This is a genomic window from Aestuariimicrobium sp. Y1814 (assembly GCF_050113895.1).
Lineage (GTDB): Bacteria > Actinomycetota > Actinomycetes > Propionibacteriales > Propionibacteriaceae > Aestuariimicrobium.
Window position 1 is genome coordinate 20,428 of record NZ_JBNJRW010000011.1, and the last position, 17,045, is coordinate 37,472.

The following is a 17,045-nucleotide window of genomic DNA, read 5'->3' on the forward strand; positions in this document are numbered from 1 at the left end:
CGCGCTCCCCTTCGTCCGGTTCAGCCGATGATGGCGTTCAGGGTGGCCGAGGGGCGCATGGCCGCCTCGGTCAGCGCCGGGTCGGGGTGGTAGTAGCCACCCATGTCGACCGGCTGGCCCTGGACGGCGATCAGTTCCTCGTTGATCACCTGCTCGTTGCTGCGCAACTGCTCGGCGATGCCCTGGAAGCGGGCGGCCAGGTCGGCGTCGTCGGACTGGGCGGCCAGTTCCTCGGCCCAGAACAGGGCCAGGTAGAAGTGGCTGCCGCGGTTGTCGATCTGGCCGACCTTGCGGGCCGGGGACTTGTTCTCGTCGAGGAAGCGGCCGATCGCCCGGTCGAGGGCGGCCGCGATGACGCCGGCGCGCACATTGCCCGAGGTGGCAGCAACGTGTTCCAGGGAGGCTCCCAGCGCCGAGAACTCGCCCAGCGAGTCCCAGCGCAGGTAGTCCTCGGCCACGAACTGCTGCACGTGCTTGGGCGCCGAACCACCGGCGCCGGTCTCGAACAGTCCACCACCGGCCAACAGCGGGACGATCGAGAGCATCTTCGCCGAGGTGCCGAGCTCGAGGATCGGGAACAGGTCGGTGAGGTAGTCGCGCAGCACGTTGCCGGTCACCGAGATGGCGTCGCGGCCCTCACGGATGCGGGCCAGGCAGAAGGTGACGGCCTCGACCGGCGCCAGCACCTGGATCTCCAGGCCCTCGGTGTCGTGCTGGGGCAGGTACTGCTCGACCTTGGCGATGACGTTGCGGTCGTGGGCCCGCTCGGAGTCGAGGAAGAAGACCGCCGGGGCGCCGGTGGCCCGCGCACGGGTCACGGCGAGCTTGACCCAGTCCTGGACGGGGATGTCGCGCACGCGGCTCATCCGCCAGATGTCGCCGGCCTGCACCTGGTGGCTCATCAGCACCTTGCCGCCGGCATCGGTGACCTCGACGGTGCCGTCGGCGGGGATGACGAAGGTGGTCGGGTGCGAACCGTACTCCTCGGCCTTCTGGGCCATCAGGCCGACGTTCGGCACCGACCCGATGGTGGCTGGGTCGAGGGCGCCGTTGGCCTTGTGCTCCTTGATGACGGCCTGGTACATCGGGCCATAGCAGCGGTCGGGCACCATGGCCAAGGTATGCTGCTGGTCACCGGCGGCATTCCACATCTGCCCGGAGTCACGGATGACCACCGGCAAGGAGGCGTCGATGATGACGTCGCTGGGCACGTGCAGGTTGGTGATGCCCTTGTCGGAGTTCACCATGGCCAGGGCCGGGCGCTCGGCGTAGAGCGCGTCGATGTCGCCGGTGATGGCCTGCTGGGTGGCCTCGTCCAGGGTGGCGATCTTGGCGTACAGGTCGCCGATGCCCTGGTTGGGGTTGAACCCGACCCGGGCCAGTTCCTCGGCGTACTTCAGCAGCACGGGGGCGTAGAACACCGAGACGGCATGGCCGAACAGCACCGGGTCGGAGACCTTCATCATGGTCGCCTTCAGGTGCAGGCTCAGCAGCAGGCCCTGCTGCTTGGCGGCCTCGATCTGGTCGGCGTAGAACTCGCGCAGCGCCGCGGCGCTCATGAAGGTGGCATCGACGATCTCGCCGTCGAGGGTGGTGACGCCGTCCTTGAGCACCGTGGTGGTGCCGTCGGCAGCCTTCAGGGTGATGCTCAGGGTGGTGCCCTGCTCAGTGACCACTGACTGCTCGTTGCCGTAGAAGTCACCGTCGACCATGGAGACCACTTCGGCGGCATTGTCGGCGGTCCAGGGGCCCAGCCGGTGGGGGTGCTTCTGGGCGAAGGCCTTCACCGAGGCTGGTGCGCGGCGGTCGGAGTTGCCCTCACGCAGGACGGGGTTCACGGCCGAGCCGAGCACCTTGGCGTAGCGGGCCTGGATGTCGACCTGCTCGTCGTCGGACGGCTGCTCGGGGTAGTCGGGCACGTCGAAGCCCTGGGACTGCAGTTCGGCGATGGCGGCTTTGAGCTGGGGCACCGATGCCGAGATGTTCGGCAGCTTGATGATGTTCGCTTCGGGGGTGAGCGTCAGGGCGCCCAGGTTGGCCAACTCGTCGGGCACCCGCTGCTCGTCGCTGAGACGCTCGGGGAACTGGGCCAGGATGCGGGCAGCCAGTGAAATGTCTGCCGTCACCACCTCGATGCCGCTGTCAGCCAGGAAGGACTGCACGATCGGCAGCAGCGAGTAAGTGGCCAGGGCCGGGGCTTCGTCGATCTTGGTCCAGTGGATGGTCTGCGACATCGATGTGCTCCTGTGGGTCAACGCTGATGGGTGCCAACTTATCGGATGCCGCCGACCGCCTCAGCCACTGGCGCTGTCGCGGGCACCCGTGCGGGCATTGCGTTCCAGGCGTTGACTTCACGGGCTGACGACCGAAGGGACGCCCAAGCAGCGGCGCTCAGGGGTTGACCCAGACCAGGTCGGCCCCGCGCCAGGGCCGGGCACGCTCGAACCATTCCTGTTCGACCGGGCGCCAGTTCTGCGCCCAGCACTCGAACCGGCCGACATCACGGGCCTCGGCCCGCCGGTGGCGGCGCTCTTGCGGGGCGGCCACCCAGAGCACCCGGTCCCAGACCAGGCCCTCGGGCGGTTCACTGGCGCCGACCCCCTCGACCAGCACCCCTCGTCCGGGCGACAGTTCGACCCAGTCGGTCGGCTCGGTGCTGGTCCAGTGGTGGCGTTGGTGGCGAGTGGCGACACCGACCCGGAGGGGTTCGTAGACCTGCTCACGGAACCGCTCACGTTCCCAGCCGACCGCACCGGGCCGGGTGAAGTCGTCCAGGTGCACCACGGCCAGGCCGTCGACGTGGGCGGCGAGTTGGTCGGCCAGGGTGGTCTTGCCGCTGGCCCCGAGCCCGTCGACGGCGATCCAGCGGGCACCCTCGTCCAGCCAGCGTGCGACGGTCACGAGCAACTCCGCCGGCGGCAGGGACGCGGTCGGCACGGCGGATTCAGTCACGCCTGGAGTCTAGGTGTCCCACTACGATGGCCGCATGTTCCATTGGGTCCTGACCTTCACCTGCCTCGACGGCCCCGGCATCGTGCATGCCATCACCGGCGCCTGCGGGGCCGAGGGCGGCAACATCACCGAGCTGCAGCAGTTCTCCTCCACCGACACCGGGCGGTTCTTCATGCGGGTCGAGGTCGACTCCGTGCTCGACCTCGAGCGCTTCCGGGAGCAGCTTCGTCCCGTTGCCGAACGCTTCGACGGCGAATGGTCGGTGCACGAAGCCGGTCGTCCGCTGCGCACGCTGGTGCTGGCCTCCAAGGCCGGCCACTGCCTCAATGACCTGCTCTACCGCCAGCGCTCGGGCCGGCTGACCGTCGACATCCCCGTGGTGCTGGCCAACCACCCCGACCTGGAGCCGCTGGCCAAGTTCTACAACATCCCCTTCGAGTCCTACCCCGTCACCCCGGAGACCAAGGCCACCTTCGAGTCGCGGGTGCGCCAGGTCGTCGAGGACGAGGCGATCGAGCTGGTGGTGCTGGCCCGCTACATGCAGATCCTCAGCCCCGAGCTGTGCGAGTTCCTGGCTGGGCGGGCCATCAACATCCATCACTCCTTCCTGCCCGGCTTCAAGGGCGCCAACCCCTACCGGCAGGCCCATGCCCGCGGCGTGAAGCTGATCGGCGCCACCGCCCACTTCGTCACCGCAGACCTCGACGAGGGCCCGATCATCGAACAGAACGTGGTCCGCGTCGACCATTCCCGCACCGTCAAGCAACTCGTGGAGGTCGGCCAGGACCAGGAGTCGATGACCCTCAGCGACGCCGTTCAGTTGTTCGCCGAACACCGCGTCTTCCTGGACGGGGCCCGCTCAGTCGTCTTCGACTGACCCCTCTCCCCGGATGCGCCCAGTAGCGCACCCGGCCCTCACTCCGCGCGCCGCCACCCCTCCCGCGGATGCGCAGTTTCCTTCACGGATCCATCGCTGCCAGCGGGTATTTGGGGCAAGAACCTGCGCATCGGCGGTTGTGATTTTGCTCACCATTTACGGCCGAGGAGCGCCGCGCTGAGCGTGAATCTCGTCACAAAGTGCCAATGCTCGCTTTCAACGAGTCGTCAGGGCACGCCTTGACAGGTTACTTTTCCTGCGAGGGCGCCGATCCAACGCCCTGCGGGCAGGGTCGCCGGCAAAGTCGCCGTCCGGTCATGCCCGGTCGCCAACCCCGTCCGGACGATTTCCCCGGGGCCACCTCCAAGGAGTGTCGTGACCTCTCCGCAAACACAGCACCCGTCCCTCGACCCCGAAGACTCCCGCATCAGCGACGACGCCTTCATCGCAATGCAGAACTCCGACGAGTTCGCCCAACTGCGCAAGAAGTTCCGCAACTTCTCCTTCCCGCTGAGCGTCGCCTTCCTGGTCTGGTACTTCGGCTACGTGCTGCTCAGCACCTATGCGGTCGACTTCATGCAGACCCCCGTCGTGGGCAACGTCAACCTCGGCATCCTGCTGGGCCTGCTGCAGTTCGTCACCACGTTCGGCATCACGGCCCTGTACATCCGCCACGCGAACAAGAACCTTGACCCCATCGCTGGCAAGCTGCGCGCCGAACTGGAAGGGGGCCGCTCATGATCCTCGAAACCGTGAAGCTGGGCAACCCGATCGCCAACATCGCGATCTTCATCCTGTTCGTGGTCGTGACCCTGACGGTCGTGATCCGCGTCTCCACCGGCGGCAAGAAGACCTCCAAGGAGTTCTACACCGGCGGTGCCTCCTTCGACGGCCGCCAGAACGGCCTGGCGATCGCCGGGGACTACCTCTCGGCCGCCTCGTTCCTGGGCATCGTCGGTGCCGTGGCCCTCAGCGGCTACGACGGCCTGCTCTACTCGATCGGCTTCCTGGTCGCCTGGCTGGTGGCCCTGCTGCTGGTCGCCGAACCCATGCGCAACACCGGCAAGTTCACCATGGCCGACGTGCTGAGCTTCCGCGTCAAGGAACGCCCGGTCCGCATGGCCGCGGCCATCTCGACGCTGGCGGTGTCGTTCTTCTACCTGCTGGCGCAGATGGCCGGCGCCGGCGGCCTGGTCAGCCTGCTGCTGGGGGTCAGCGGTGAGCTGATGCAGAACGTCGTCATCGTCGTGGTCGGCGTGCTGATGATCTGCTACGTGCTCATCGGCGGCATGAAGGGCACCACCTGGGTGCAGATGATCAAGGCCGTGCTGCTCGTCTCGGGCGCCGGGATCATGACCCTGTGGGTGCTCGCCAAGACGGGCTTCAACCTGTCGGCCCTGATCGGCAAGGCCAACGAAACCGCCTCGGCTGACGCCGGGCGCACCATCGACCTGTCGAACCCGATGCTGAAGTATGGCGCCACCGGCACCTCCAAGCTGGCCTTCGTCTCGCTGTCGATCGCCCTGGTGCTCGGCACGGCCGGCCTGCCGCACGTGCTGATGCGCTTCTACACCGTGCCGACCGCCAAGGAAGCCCGCCGTTCGGTGACCTGGGCGATCGGGCTGATCGGCGCCTTCTACCTGTTCACCATGGTGCTCGGCTACGGCGCCGCCTGGCTCGTGGGTGCCAACACCATCAACACCCTGCCCGGCAAGGCCAACGCGGCAGCACCCGCACTGGCGTTCTGGCTGCCCGGCCAGGGCGTGGGTGGCACCGTCTTCCTGGCAGTCATCGCCGGCGTCGCCTTCGCCACCATCCTGGCCGTCGTGGCCGGCCTGGCCATCACCTCGTCGGCCTCGTTCGCCCACGACATCTACAACTCGGTGATCAAGCGCGGCAAGGCCAGCCCCGAGGCCGAACTCAAGGTGGCCCGCACCACGGTGATCGTCATCGGCGCTTTGGCCATCGTCGGCGGCATCGCCGCCAAGTCGCAGAACATCGCCTTCCTGGTGGCGCTGGCCTTCGCCGTGGCGGCCTCGGCCAATCTGCCCTCGATCCTGTTCTCGCTGTACTGGCGCAGGTTCAACACCCAGGGTGCGCTGTGGTCAATCTACGGCGGCCTGATCAGCGCCCTGGTGCTGATCATCTTCTCCCCCGCCGTCTCCGGTGTGCCGACGGCCATGTTCCCGGACATGGACTTCGCCTGGTTCCCATTGGACAACCCGGCAATCATTTCCGTCCCGGTCGGCTTCCTGGGCGGCATCCTCGGGACCCTGCTGTCCAAGGAGGAACCGAATGTCGCCAAGAATGCCGAGATGGAGGTCCGCTCCCTCACCGGAGCCGGCGCAGAAGGTGCCATCTCGCACTGACCGGCAAAGTCTGGCCAAAAGTTAGTACCCGTTCGGCGTCGCCCCCAGGGCGGCGCCGAACGGCGTTCCAGAACAACGTTTCTCAGGTTCTCCATAGCATCAGGCCTAGTCCGGGGCACTTGGCGCCGAGTTGGTTGAATCCGTACTGACTACGCGATTCACCGGGAATCCAGCTACGTGGGCGTGGGTCGGACGAGACGTCGCTCACCAAGTGTGAAAAATTCTTGAAAGTACTGACACCTGGGCTCAGGCTCACCTAGGTTCTTCCTCGGGCGGACTCCCCTCACCGCCCCCCTTCCCAGATTTCTGCATCCGGGGGACCTCCACAACGGAAGGACCACTCATGCGCAAGTCCATGGTGTCGCGTCTGATCGCGGGCATCGTCTCAGCTTTCGTCCTGGTTGCCGGGCTCCACCTGAGCAACCCCGTCCAGGCCCAGGCAGCCGACAACAACAAGGTCGCCTGGGACTTCTTCATCAACAAGGGCTTCACCAAGGCCCAGACCGCCGGCCTGATCGGCAACTTCGTCGTCGAGTCCGGCCGTGACCCGATCAACCCGGCGGCAGTGCAGTTCGGTGGCGGCCCCGGCCGCGGCCTCGCCCAGTGGGAAGGCTCCCGCCGCACCGACCTGTACAACTACGCCAACAGCAAGGGCAAGGCCTGGTCGGACCTGCAACTGCAGCTCGACTTCATCTGGCACGAGCTGACCGGCAAGGAGAAGAACGCCTACAACCAGATCAAGGCCACCACGACCATCAGCGCTGCTGCGGTGGCCGTGCGCAAGTACTACGAGCGCCCCTCGGTGCACGCTGACCAGGCCCGCATCAACGCCGCCAACAGCATCCACAGCCGCTACTCCGGTGGCACCGTGACCCCGCCGTCAACCGAGACCTCCTTCCCCTCGCTGAAGCAGGGCACCACCAACAAGGCGGCCACCACCACTCTGCAGTACCTGCTGCGCTCGAAGGGCTACACCATCACCGTTGACGGCCTCTTCGGTGCTGGCACCACCAACACCGTGAAGCAGTTCCAGTCCTCCCGCGGCCTGGTCGCCGACGGCGTGGCCGGCGAGAAGACCTTCACCGCCCTCGTCCCGACCCTCAAGGAGGGTGACAGCGGCACCGCCGTGACCGCCCTGCAGGTCGAGCTGAAGGCGCACGGGACCTACTCGGGGGCTATCGACGGCAAGTTCGGCCCGCAGACCCGCACCGCGGTCATCAACTACCAGAAGTCGGTCGGCCTGGCCGCTGACGGTGTGGTTGGCCTGAAGACCTGGGGCAGCCTGATCGACTGATCGCGGCCCCGGAAAGCCATCGCCTGGCGGTGGCCGGCAGCGGCAGGTACCCGCCAGCCTGCCGCTGTGTGCCCGGGTCCCCTCCCCGGGCACAACAAGTCCTCCTGACCCGTCGCTGTGACGGATCCACTTTCACCACCCCTCCTCGAGAAAGCACGGACATGAACCTCTTCAAGAAAGCCCGCACGGTGGCGCTGGTCGCCACGCTGTCGGCCGGCCTGGTCGCCGGGACCGCCAGCATCGCCGACGCCTACACCCGCAGCCAGTACCCCGCCGCCGTCATGACCTGGGTCCGCACCCCGTCCGGCTGGGACGACGCCGCCCGCGTCAAGGTGAGCGGCAGCAGCATCACCTGCAACGTCCCCACCAAGGCCGCCACTGCCGGTGCTGCCACCGCCCACGTCCGCTCCGAACTGCAGCCGCTGGTCCAGGAGCTGATGCGCCGCACCGTGGCCATGGGCTACACGCTGCGCAAGGCCGACACGGGTGCCTACAACTGCCGCTTCATCGGTGGCACCCGCACCCCGTCCAACCACGCCTACGGTCGTGCGATCGACATCAACTGGCAGAGCAACCCCCAGTCGACCACCTTCAAGTCCGACATCCCGCCGGCAGTGGTGAAGATGTGGATCAACCACGGCTTCTACTGGGGCGGCCACTACACCTCGCCGACCAAGTACGACACCATGCACTTCGAGTTCATGGGCAGCTACTCCAGCATCAACACCTACTACAACAAGCTCACCGGCAGCACCACGCCGCCCCCGAGCACCGTCGCCACCCTGGCCAAGGGCTCGACCGGCGCCCGGGTGACCACCCTGCAGAAGACGATGAACACCTGGTTCCCGTCCTACGCCGACACCCCACTGGCCACTGACGGCATCTACGGCACCAAGACCGAGAACGCCGTCAAGGAGTTCCAGCGCCGCACCGGCCTGACCGTCGACGGTCGCTTCGGCCCGGCGACCCGGGCCAAGTTCCAGCAGGTCACCGGCGTCCTGGTCTGAGGTTCAGCCAGCAGCCCCTGTGCACCCCCTCTGCACAGCGACTCACCCACGGCGGTCCCGGTGGAATTCACCGGGGCCGCCGTTGTCGTGCCGCAGCGGTCGGGCCCGGCCCGATGTCGGACGACCGGCCACCCCTTGGGGCCGGGCCTGCCCGGCCCGGCGCATTTCGCGCTCGTCCGCCGTCGACCCCGCGTACTGGACGACCCGGCAGGTTCGGTAGGGTCAGACCCAGTGGACCCGGCGGCCTGGTCGTTGCGGCCCGAACTCGACGATGAGAGGAAAACCGTGAGCACTCCCGTGAAGGTTGCCGTCACCGGCGCTGCCGGTCAGATCGGCTACAGCCTGCTGTTCCGGATCGCTTCGGGGGCCATTTTCGGTCCCGACGTCCCCGTGGAACTGCGGCTGCTGGAAATCACCCCCGCCCTGAAGGCGCTCGAGGGTGTCGTGATGGAACTCGACGACTGCGCCTTCGGCACCCTGGCGGGTGTGGAGATCGGCGATGACGCGAACAAGGTCTTCGACGGCGCCAACCTGGCGCTGCTGGTCGGCGCCATGCCCCGCAAGGCGGGCATGGAGCGCGGTGACCTGCTCAGCGCCAACGGCGCCATCTTCACCGCCCAGGGCAAGGCACTCAACGACTCTGCGGCCGACGACATCAAGGTCGTGGTGACCGGCAACCCCGCCAACACCAACGCCCTGATCGCGATGACCAACGCCCCCGACATTCCCCAGGAGCGGTTCACCGCGCTGACCCGCCTCGACCACAACCGCGCCAAGTCGCAGCTGGCCGCCAAGCTGGGTGTGCCGGTCAGCGAGATCACCAACCTGACCATCTGGGGCAACCACTCCTCGACCCAGTACCCCGACCTGTTCAACACCAAGGTCGGCGGCAAGAACGCCGCCGAGCTGGTCAACGACCAGGACTGGATCGAGAACACCTTCATCCCCACCGTCGCCAAGCGCGGCGCCGCGATCATCGAGGCCCGTGGCCTGAGCTCGGCGGCCTCGGCCGCCAACGCCACCATCGAGCACGCCCGCGACTGGGTCAACGGCACCGCCGAGGGTGACTGGGTCTCGATGGCGATCCCGTCGGACGGTTCCTACGGGGTGCAGCCCGGCCTCATCTCGTCGTTCCCCGTGACGGTGGCCAACGGCACCTACGAGATCGTCCAGGGCCTGGAGATCAACGACTTCAGCCGCGCCAAGATCGACGCCTCGGTGGCCGAGCTGGCCGACGAGCGCGACGCCGTCAAGGAACTCGGCCTGATCTGATCAACAGCAGTACAGCAGGGGCCCGCCCGACACAGGTTGTCGGTGCGGGCCCCTTGCTGTTGCGAGGTGGCTGGTGGGCGTGCGGGGCCTGGGCGGCCGGCGGCCGATCAGCCCGCCGACGGCGGTGGGGACGGCGGCACCACCAGCGTCAGCATGATCAGCGCGGCGGCAGCACCGAGCAGCAACAGGCAGTCGAACCAGCGGCTGCGGACGGCCAGCAAGCCCACCCGGCGAGTGGGCAGCACCAGCCGGAAGACCCCCGCGAGCAGCACGGTCATGCCGAAGGCGAAGGCCCCGCGGCGCCAGTGTCCGGCTGCGAAGTAGGCGCACGAGCCGGCCATCGCCAGCAGCACCAGGAACAGGGTCCACTGGTTGCGCAGTTTGGTGAGCATGCCACCGGGCGCGCCGGGCGCTCCCCCGCTACTCATCTCAGACACCGCTCATCCCGGGGCACCAACTCAGGCGCCGGCCAGCAGCTCGGCGCGGTCGACCACGTTGCTGAGCAGCATGGCGCGGGTCATCGGGCCCACCCCACCGGGGTTGGGGGTGACCCAGCCGGCCTTGTCCCACACGTCGGGGGCCAGGTCGCCCACGGTCTTGCCGTCGACCCGGCTGACGCCCACGTCGACCAGCACCGCGCCCGGCTTGATCATCGCGGCGGTGATCATGTGGGGCACCCCGGCGGCCGCGACGATGATGTCGGCCCCCCGGGTGTGGGCGGCGACGTCACGGGTGCCGGTGTGGCACAGGGTGACGGTGGCGTTCTCACTGCGCCGGGTCAGCATCAGGCCCAGCGGACGACCGACCGTGGTGCCGCGGCCGATCACGGTGACCTCGGCACCCTTCCATTCCAGGCCGTGGCGCCGCAGCAGCTCGACGATGCCGCGCGGGGTGCACGGCAGGGCGGCGGGTTCGTTGAGCACCAGCTTGCCGAGCGAGATCGGGTGCAGCCCGTCGGCGTCCTTGTCGGGGTCGATCGCGGCCAGGGCCGCGAACTCGTCGAGGTGGCGCGGCAGGGGCAGCTGGACGATGTAACCGGTGACCGCATCGTCCTCGTTGAGCTGGCGCAGCGCTTCGTCCACCTGGGCCTGGCTGGCATCGGCCGGCAGCTGCACGCGGATCGAGGCGATGCCGACCTGCTCGCAGTCGCGGTGCTTCATGGCGACATAGCGTTCACTGGCCGGGTCGTCACCGACCAGCACCGTGGCCAGGCCGGGGACGATGCCCTGCCCGGCCAGGGCCTGCACCCTGGCGGTCAGTTCGTCCTTGATGGCGGCGTGGACGGCCTTGCCGTCGAGAACCTGTGCAGTCATCGTCTGCCTCGTGATCGGGTCGTGTCCGGACTGGGTGGTCGCGAACTCAGTGGAAGAAGTGGCGGGTGCCGGTGAAGTACATGGTCACCCCGGCTGCCTGGGCAGCGGCGATGGTCTCCTCGTCGCGCACGGAACCACCGGGCTGGACGATCGCCCGCACCCCCGCCTGGATGAGGATCTGCGGGCCGTCGGAGAAGGGGAAGAAGGCGTCGGAGGCAGCCACTGAGCCACCGGCGCGGGCCCCGGCACGGTCGACGGCCAGCTTGCAGGAGTCGACCCGGTTGACCTGGCCCATGCCGACACCCACCGACGCCCGGTCGCTGGCCAGCAGGATGGCGTTCGACTTCACGGCCCGGCAGGCACGCCAGGCGAAGGCCAGGTCGGCCAGCGTCTTCTCGTCGGCCGGTTCGCCGCTGGCGAGCACCCAGTTGGCCGGGTCGTCGCCGTCGGCATCGATCTGGTCGGGTGCCTGCAGCAGGGCGCCGCCCGAGATGGGCTGCAGCTGCCGGGCCCTGTGCGTGTAGGCGGGCGCCACCAGGATGCGGATGTTCTTCTTGCGCTGCAGTTCCTCGACCGCACCGTCCTCGTAGCCGGGAGCGATGATGACCTCGGTGAAGATGTCGGCGACCTGCTTGGCCATCTCGAGGCTGACCGGCCGGTTGGTGGCGATGACCCCGCCGAAGGCCGACACCGGGTCGCAGGCGTGGGCCTTGCGGTGGGCCTCGGCGATGTCGGCGCCCGAGGCGATGCCGCAGGGGTTGGAGTGCTTGATGATCGCGACCGTGGGGTCGGCGAAGTCGTAGGCGGCGCGGTAGGCGGCATCACCGTCGGTGTAGTTGTTGTAGCTCATCGCCTTGCCGTGCAGCTGCTCGGCCTGGGTGATGCCCTCGGGGCCGGAAGCGTAGGCGTACAGCGCTGCGGGCTGGTGGGAATTCTCGCCGTAGCGCAGGGTGCCCTGCTTGGTCCAGGAACCGCCCACCCAGGCCGGGAAGTTGTCCCCGCCGGAGCTGTCGGTCAGCACCGAGCCCATCCAGCTGGCCACGGCGATGTCGTACTCGGCGGTGTGGACGAAGGCGGCGGCTGCCAGCGCCTGCCGCTCGGCCAGGGTGTAGCCGCCCTCGGCCAGGGCCCGGTGCAGGTCGGGGTACTGGTCGGGGCTGGTGACGATGGCCACCGACGGGTGGTTCTTCGCGGCCCCGCGCACCATCGAGGGGCCGCCGATGTCGATCTGCTCGATGCACTCGTCCGGGGCTGCCCCCGAGGCGACGGTCTCGGTGAACGGGTAGAGGTTCGAGACGACCAGGTCGAAGGCGGCGATGCCGAACTCGTCCAGCTGGTCGCGGTGGCTCTCGAGGCGGCGGTCGGCCAGGATGCCGGCGTGGATCCTCGGGTGCAGGGTCTTGACCCGGCCGTCGAGGCATTCGGGGAAGCCGGTGACCTGTTCGACGGGGATGACCGGGACGCCGGCCCCCGCGAGGACCTTCGCGGTGGAACCGGTCGAGACGACCTCGACGCCGGCGGCGACCAGCGCCTGGCCCAGTTCGGCCAGGCCCTGCTTGTCGTAGACCGAGACCAGGGCTCGCTTGATGGGCTGGGCGTCACTCATTGTCTTCTCCACTCGTGTGCTGCTGGGCCAGCTGGTCGACGACGGTGACCAGCAGGTGTCGTTCGACGACCTTGATTCTTTCGTGCAGGCTGTCCACCGTGTCGTCGTCGAGCACGTCGACGGCGCCCTGGGCGAGGATCTGGCCGGTGTCCACCCCGGCGTCGACCAGGAAGACGGTCGCCCCGGTCACCTTGACCCCGTGGGCCAGGGCATCGCGGGGGCCGTGCATTCCGGGGAAGGACGGCAGCAGCGCAGGGTGGGTGTTGATCGTCCGGCCGGCGAAGCGGGCGAGGAACTCGGCCCCGAGCAGCTTCATGAACCCCGCGCTGACCACCAGGTCGGGCGCATGGTCGGCGACCTTGCGGGTCAGTTCGGCGTCCCACGCGGCGCGGTCGGCGCCCTTGGGCAGCGGGTGGGCGAAGGTGGGCAGGCCGAGTGCCCGGGCGCGGTCGAGGCCCTCGCATTCGCGGTCGGCGCCGACGGCCACCAGTTCGATGTCGCCGCGACCGGTGAGGTGGTCGGCGAGGGCCTGGAACAGGGTGCCTGAGCCCGACACCAGGACGAGGACGCGGAATGTCACCTGGTCAGCCTAACGAACATCGCGTATCCGGGTCGGTTCGTCATCGTCGCCGGAGAGATCGTCGGTCTCGTCCGGGCTGGTGTCGGTGGGGTCGACGTCGACGGCGGCGGCGGAGTCGTCCGGGTCGGGCTCGGCGGGCGCGGCGGGGCGGCGCAGCAAGCCGGTCACGGCGCCGGTGACCACCCCCGCGATACCGAGCAGGGTGGGCGCCATCACGAACAGGGCGGTCGGACGCACCCCGAGGTCGACCAGTCGTCCCGTGCCGAGGTCACCGCTGGACAGCATCCCGAGGGCGACCAGCACCAGGCCGGCCAGCACGCCGACCAGGCCACCGACCAGCGCGGTCTCGTCGAAGCGGGCCCGGGGCCGGGCGCGCAGCACGACCAGTGCCCCGATCGCCCCGGCGAGCAGGCCGCTGGCCAGCCACCACAGCTGGGACGAGGACCCGGGCCCGGTCTCGGGCAGCGCGCCGAGCACCGGGATGGAGGGCAGCAGCCCAAGCTGGTTCTGGGCGGGGCTGACGACCGAGCCGAGCCCGACCTGGAACCCGGAACCCAGTGCCCACGAGGTGCACCAGACCAGCAGGTTCGGCAGCCACAGCAGTTGCAGCACCAGCAGCAGGATCGAGCCGAGGGTGTCCGGCTCGAGGGCCTGGTGCAGGGCGACGATGCGGTCGCGGTTGCTGATCAGGCCAATGGCGAGCACGAGTGCGCCGGTGGTCAGCATGACCAGCACGGCAGCCCCCACCCCGGCGGGCACGGGGCGCAGCCAGTGCGGCCAGTCCTCGGTGACCCGCCACTGGAAACCGCGGGCACCGGCCACCAGTGCGGCGATGGCGCCGATGGCCAGCGCCCCGACCATGGCCCGGGCCGACTGCTCGGCGGTGGCCACGAAGAAGCTGGGCACCAGCACGGCCAGGGTGTGGGCGAGGGTGAAAACCGCCGCCACCCGCAGGGCCAGGTTGCGGCGCTGGTGGCCGCTGAGTTCCTCAGGGGCCGCTAGCCTGGCCTGGCCGGCCGCGAAGCTCGCCAACCCGAGCGCCAGGGCGAGGTTGCCAAGCGTCATCCCGAGCGGGGTGATGGTGAGGTGCAACCCGGCGACGTCGGCGCCGGCGAAGAAGCCCAGCAGCCAGACCCTCGTCCCATTGACGAACACCCCGGAGAAGTCGATGTCGGTGGTGGCCAACCAGCCCAGCGCGAACAGCCCACAGACCAGCACCCACGAGATCGCCACCGACAGCACACCGGCGGCAGCACTGGCCAACCACCAGGGCAGCCAGGGTTCGGGACGGGTCGGCTCGGTGTCGCCGCTGCCGTCCACGACGACGTCCAGGTCACCCACCTGTCGCCGGCGACGTGCTGCTGCCACACCTGCTCCTCTCATCCCGACGCGGTTAGGCGTGTTCCCCTTGGTAAACTGGCCGACGCCCTGCAAGATCTGGGGTTAAGTACATGTCCACACCGCTGACCCCTCAGGAGTGTCCCAGGACCCGAACAGGTCCCAGCATCTCTGCTGCCAACCGCGAAGGATTCCCGTGAGCGACGAACGCCCAGAGACCGGTAGGCGAGCCCGCCGTGCCTCGGACGATCCACTCGACCCGGACGTCATCGACGATACCGCAGGCGAGGCGTCCGCCCCGGCACGCCGTGGTGGGCGGTTCGCAGACCCGGAACCGGACCAGGAGCAGGTTGACGAGGCCGGCGAGCAGGACGTCCCTGAGGCCCCGGACGAGGCGGCTGAGGACCAGCCGCTGACGGTGGACGGCGAGGCCTCGGACGACATCGTCCCCGTGGACGAACTCACGGACGACGAATCCACGGACGACGAGCCCACGGACGACGAGCCCCCTGCCGACCAGTCCCCTGCCGACGAGTCCCCTGCAGACGAAGCCTCGGACGAGCCGGCCGTGGTGCCCGCTCCCCCGGTGGTTGCACCGCCGGTCCCCGGCGGCCCGGTGGCCCCGCTCCCCACCCACGCCGCCTTTATGCGCCCGGGCACCGCGACCTCGGCCACCCCGTCCGGCGAGGTGCCCTCGCCGCCCGAACCGGTGCGTCCCGGCGGTGGCCGGTTCAGCACCGGGGACGACGACGGCGCGGCCGGCCCCGCCCCGCGCCGCTCGGCCACCACGTCGACCACCCCGCCGGAAGCCCCCAGCTTTGAGGCCCCCGGTGCAGCAGCCGCGGCCGGAGCCGCAGCCACCACCGAGGCGCCTGCCGCAGCCGGTGGCGCCGGCACCGCTGGCACCCAGTCCACCGGTGGCCAGCCCGACAAGCACGAGCCCACCGAGGACGAGCTGACCACCAGCGCAGCCCGCAACCCGTGGCCCACCCGTATCCTGGTCGGCGTCCTGGTGCTGGCGCTGATCGTCGCGGCCACCTACTTCACCGTCCAGCAGGCCCGTCGTCCGGATGTGTCGGTCACCGTGACCCAGTCGCCCAGCACCAACCCCAGCCCGTCGACCCCGGACGCGGTCACCGACGCGTCCCTGCTGACGGACGCCGAGGCGGCGGCCGCGCTCGGCGGCGCCGGCTGGGCGACCACCGAAACCCTCACCGAAGTGCTGCCCAGTTCGGCGCAGGTCACCTGCATGACGAACCCGGAGGGCCTGCCGAACGCGCAGATCACCCGCCAGCGGGTGCTCACCTCCACCGAGTCGAGCGCGCTGGCCGCGCTGCACCGGTTGGACTCCTACGCCACCGCCGAACTGGCCCAGCAGGCCTACCAGGTGCGACTGGCGAAGCTCAGCGCCTGCGATGACGTGCCCGCCCTGCTCAACAGTGCGGCCACCGTCGACGGCCTGGCCGACGAGTCCTTCTCGGTGACCATCGCCTACCAGGACCCGACCGTGCAGTACCGGACCGTGGTGCTCAGCCGCACCGGCACGGCCGTCTCGATGCTCGACGTGGCCCAGAACGACGAAGCCATGGACCCGTCCAACGTGGCTGCCGCTGCACTGGAACCGGCCAAGCGGTTGTGCACGTCTGCCTCAGGCACGTGCCCGACCGAGTTGTCCGTGCGCCCCGAAGTGGTGCCGCCGACCCCGATCTACGGGTGGCTCGCCCAGTCGGACGTCCCCCGGATCACCTCGGGCCAGGGCCTGTGGAGCGCCACCCAGGTCGGCCAGGTGACCACCAAGGGCAGCCAGTGCGAGAACATCACCCTGGCCTCGGTGAACGGCCCGACTGAACGCGAACAGCGCTCCTACCTGCTCAGCCAGGATGACCGCGCGCCTGAAGCCTTCGGTGTCGACCAGGTCCGGTTCCTGTTCCCCGATGCCGACGCCGCGAAGGCCTTCGCCGACAAGCTCGGCAACGACATCGCTGCCTGCGCCGACCGCACCGAAACCGCCGAGGTCAGCGAAGACCGCACCCTCAGCATCACCGGCCAGAACCGCCAGGTGGTCACCGGGCGCATCTTTCTGGTCACCCAGGCCACCGGTGAGAACACCAAGGTCTACTTCCGGGTCGCTGTCGTGGTCTCCGGGGAGCGGGTCACCTACCTGGTCTCGAACACCCGCGAGAACTTCGACTTCACCACCGATTCCTGGCTGTTGCTCGCGGCCCGCGCCGGCCAACGCATCACCCAGTCGCGCTGAGGCCCACCGACCGACGCAGGGACTCATTCGTCCGCACCCGCTGAGCGCCGTTGCGCAACTTTCTGCCCAGATATCACGCCACCAGTGAAGGAACGGGGCAGGAACTGGCGCATCCGCGGTTGAGGGGCGCGGTTGAGGAGGCCGGACGAGCCGGGCCGGACGAAACACCACCGGACGAAA

General features: G+C 69.0%; 14 protein-coding genes. 7 read left to right on the forward strand and 7 right to left on the reverse strand.

The window, feature by feature from the left end; all coding sequences use genetic code 11:
- Positions 1-20: 20 nt before the first annotated feature.
- On the reverse strand, positions 21-2,234 hold the full coding sequence (locus ACQE3C_RS12280; RefSeq protein WP_434539469.1) for an NADP-dependent isocitrate dehydrogenase: 2,214 nt from the start codon (positions 2,232-2,234) through the stop codon (positions 21-23).
- 157 nt (positions 2,235-2,391) lie between these two features.
- Complete coding sequence (locus ACQE3C_RS12285; RefSeq protein ID WP_434539470.1) at positions 2,392-2,952, reverse strand: hypothetical protein; 561 nt, start codon at positions 2,950-2,952, stop codon at positions 2,392-2,394.
- A gap of 34 nt (positions 2,953-2,986) precedes the next feature.
- Between ACQE3C_RS12285 and purU the strand changes: the two genes are divergently transcribed.
- The 6 genes from purU to ACQE3C_RS12315 all read left to right on the forward strand — a co-directional run bounded on the left by purU (position 2,987) and on the right by ACQE3C_RS12315 (position 9,771).
- Positions 2,987-3,829: a formyltetrahydrofolate deformylase gene (gene purU / locus ACQE3C_RS12290; RefSeq protein WP_434539471.1), complete on the forward strand. Its 843-nt coding sequence runs from the start codon at positions 2,987-2,989 to the stop codon at positions 3,827-3,829.
- Positions 3,830-4,204: 375 nt separating this feature from the next.
- Positions 4,205-4,570 (forward strand): DUF485 domain-containing protein, encoded by a 366-nt coding sequence (locus ACQE3C_RS12295; protein WP_434539472.1) that lies wholly within the window; start codon positions 4,205-4,207, stop codon positions 4,568-4,570.
- Positions 4,567-6,198 carry a solute symporter family protein gene (locus ACQE3C_RS12300; protein WP_434539473.1) on the forward strand — a complete coding sequence of 544 codons (1,632 nt, stop codon included), beginning with the start codon at positions 4,567-4,569 and terminating at the stop codon, positions 6,196-6,198. The genes ACQE3C_RS12295 and ACQE3C_RS12300 overlap by 4 nt, the downstream gene beginning before the upstream one ends.
- A gap of 343 nt (positions 6,199-6,541) precedes the next feature.
- Entirely contained in the window at positions 6,542-7,492 is a 951-nt protein-coding gene (locus ACQE3C_RS12305) for a phage tail tip lysozyme (RefSeq protein WP_434539474.1), read from the forward strand.
- A 161-nt stretch (positions 7,493-7,653) separates the two neighbouring features.
- Positions 7,654-8,499, forward strand: a complete 846-nt coding sequence (locus tag ACQE3C_RS12310) for a M15 family metallopeptidase (protein ID WP_434539475.1) — start codon at positions 7,654-7,656, stop codon at positions 8,497-8,499.
- A gap of 285 nt (positions 8,500-8,784) precedes the next feature.
- Positions 8,785-9,771, forward strand: a complete 987-nt coding sequence (locus ACQE3C_RS12315; protein WP_434539476.1) for a malate dehydrogenase — start codon at positions 8,785-8,787, stop codon at positions 9,769-9,771.
- Between the two features lie 107 nt (positions 9,772-9,878).
- On the opposite strand, the gene ACQE3C_RS12320 is transcribed toward ACQE3C_RS12315, so the two are convergent.
- From ACQE3C_RS12320 to ACQE3C_RS12340, 5 genes are read right to left on the reverse strand one after another with little or no spacing between them, the layout of a single operon-like run.
- Positions 9,879-10,199: a DUF3017 domain-containing protein gene (locus tag ACQE3C_RS12320; RefSeq protein ID WP_434539556.1), complete on the reverse strand. Its 321-nt coding sequence runs from the start codon at positions 10,197-10,199 to the stop codon at positions 9,879-9,881.
- A 30-nt stretch (positions 10,200-10,229) separates the two neighbouring features.
- Positions 10,230-11,084, reverse strand: coding sequence for a bifunctional methylenetetrahydrofolate dehydrogenase/methenyltetrahydrofolate cyclohydrolase (locus ACQE3C_RS12325; protein WP_434539477.1), 855 nt, complete (start codon positions 11,082-11,084; stop codon positions 10,230-10,232).
- Positions 11,085-11,130: 46 nt separating this feature from the next.
- A complete protein-coding gene (gene purH / locus ACQE3C_RS12330; RefSeq protein WP_434539478.1) occupies positions 11,131-12,690 on the reverse strand; it encodes a bifunctional phosphoribosylaminoimidazolecarboxamide formyltransferase/IMP cyclohydrolase in 1,560 nt (519 codons plus the stop codon).
- Positions 12,683-13,270, reverse strand: coding sequence for a phosphoribosylglycinamide formyltransferase (gene purN / locus ACQE3C_RS12335; RefSeq protein WP_434539479.1), 588 nt, complete (start codon positions 13,268-13,270; stop codon positions 12,683-12,685). The genes purH and purN overlap by 8 nt, the downstream gene beginning before the upstream one ends.
- 9 nt (positions 13,271-13,279) lie before the next feature.
- Positions 13,280-14,638 (reverse strand): cell division protein PerM, encoded by a 1,359-nt coding sequence (locus tag ACQE3C_RS12340; RefSeq protein WP_434539480.1) that lies wholly within the window; start codon positions 14,636-14,638, stop codon positions 13,280-13,282.
- Positions 14,639-14,804: 166 nt separating this feature from the next.
- Between ACQE3C_RS12340 and ACQE3C_RS12345 the strand changes: the two genes are divergently transcribed.
- The gene (locus tag ACQE3C_RS12345) at positions 14,805-16,865 is read left to right on the forward strand and encodes a hypothetical protein (RefSeq protein WP_434539481.1); all 2,061 of its coding nucleotides are present in this window, start codon (positions 14,805-14,807) and stop codon (positions 16,863-16,865) included.
- Positions 16,866-17,045: the final 180 nt, after the last annotated feature.

What these genes read in the sequence shown, in the direction of transcription:
- ACQE3C_RS12280 (WP_434539469.1), bottom strand. Translation starts at nt 2,234, where the DNA reads ATGTCGCAGACCATCCACTGGACCAAGATCGACGAAGCCCCGGCCCTG.
- ACQE3C_RS12300 (WP_434539473.1), top strand. Translation starts at nt 4,567, where the DNA reads ATGATCCTCGAAACCGTGAAGCTGGGCAACCCGATCGCCAACATCGCG.
- purU (WP_434539471.1), top strand. Translation starts at nt 2,987, where the DNA reads ATGTTCCATTGGGTCCTGACCTTCACCTGCCTCGACGGCCCCGGCATC.
- ACQE3C_RS12305 (WP_434539474.1), top strand. Translation starts at nt 6,542, where the DNA reads ATGCGCAAGTCCATGGTGTCGCGTCTGATCGCGGGCATCGTCTCAGCT.
- purH (WP_434539478.1), bottom strand. Translation starts at nt 12,690, where the DNA reads ATGAGTGACGCCCAGCCCATCAAGCGAGCCCTGGTCTCGGTCTACGAC.
- ACQE3C_RS12325 (WP_434539477.1), bottom strand. Translation starts at nt 11,084, where the DNA reads ATGACTGCACAGGTTCTCGACGGCAAGGCCGTCCACGCCGCCATCAAG.
- ACQE3C_RS12320 (WP_434539556.1), bottom strand. Translation starts at nt 10,199, where the DNA reads ATGAGTAGCGGGGGAGCGCCCGGCGCGCCCGGTGGCATGCTCACCAAA.
- ACQE3C_RS12310 (WP_434539475.1), top strand. Translation starts at nt 7,654, where the DNA reads ATGAACCTCTTCAAGAAAGCCCGCACGGTGGCGCTGGTCGCCACGCTG.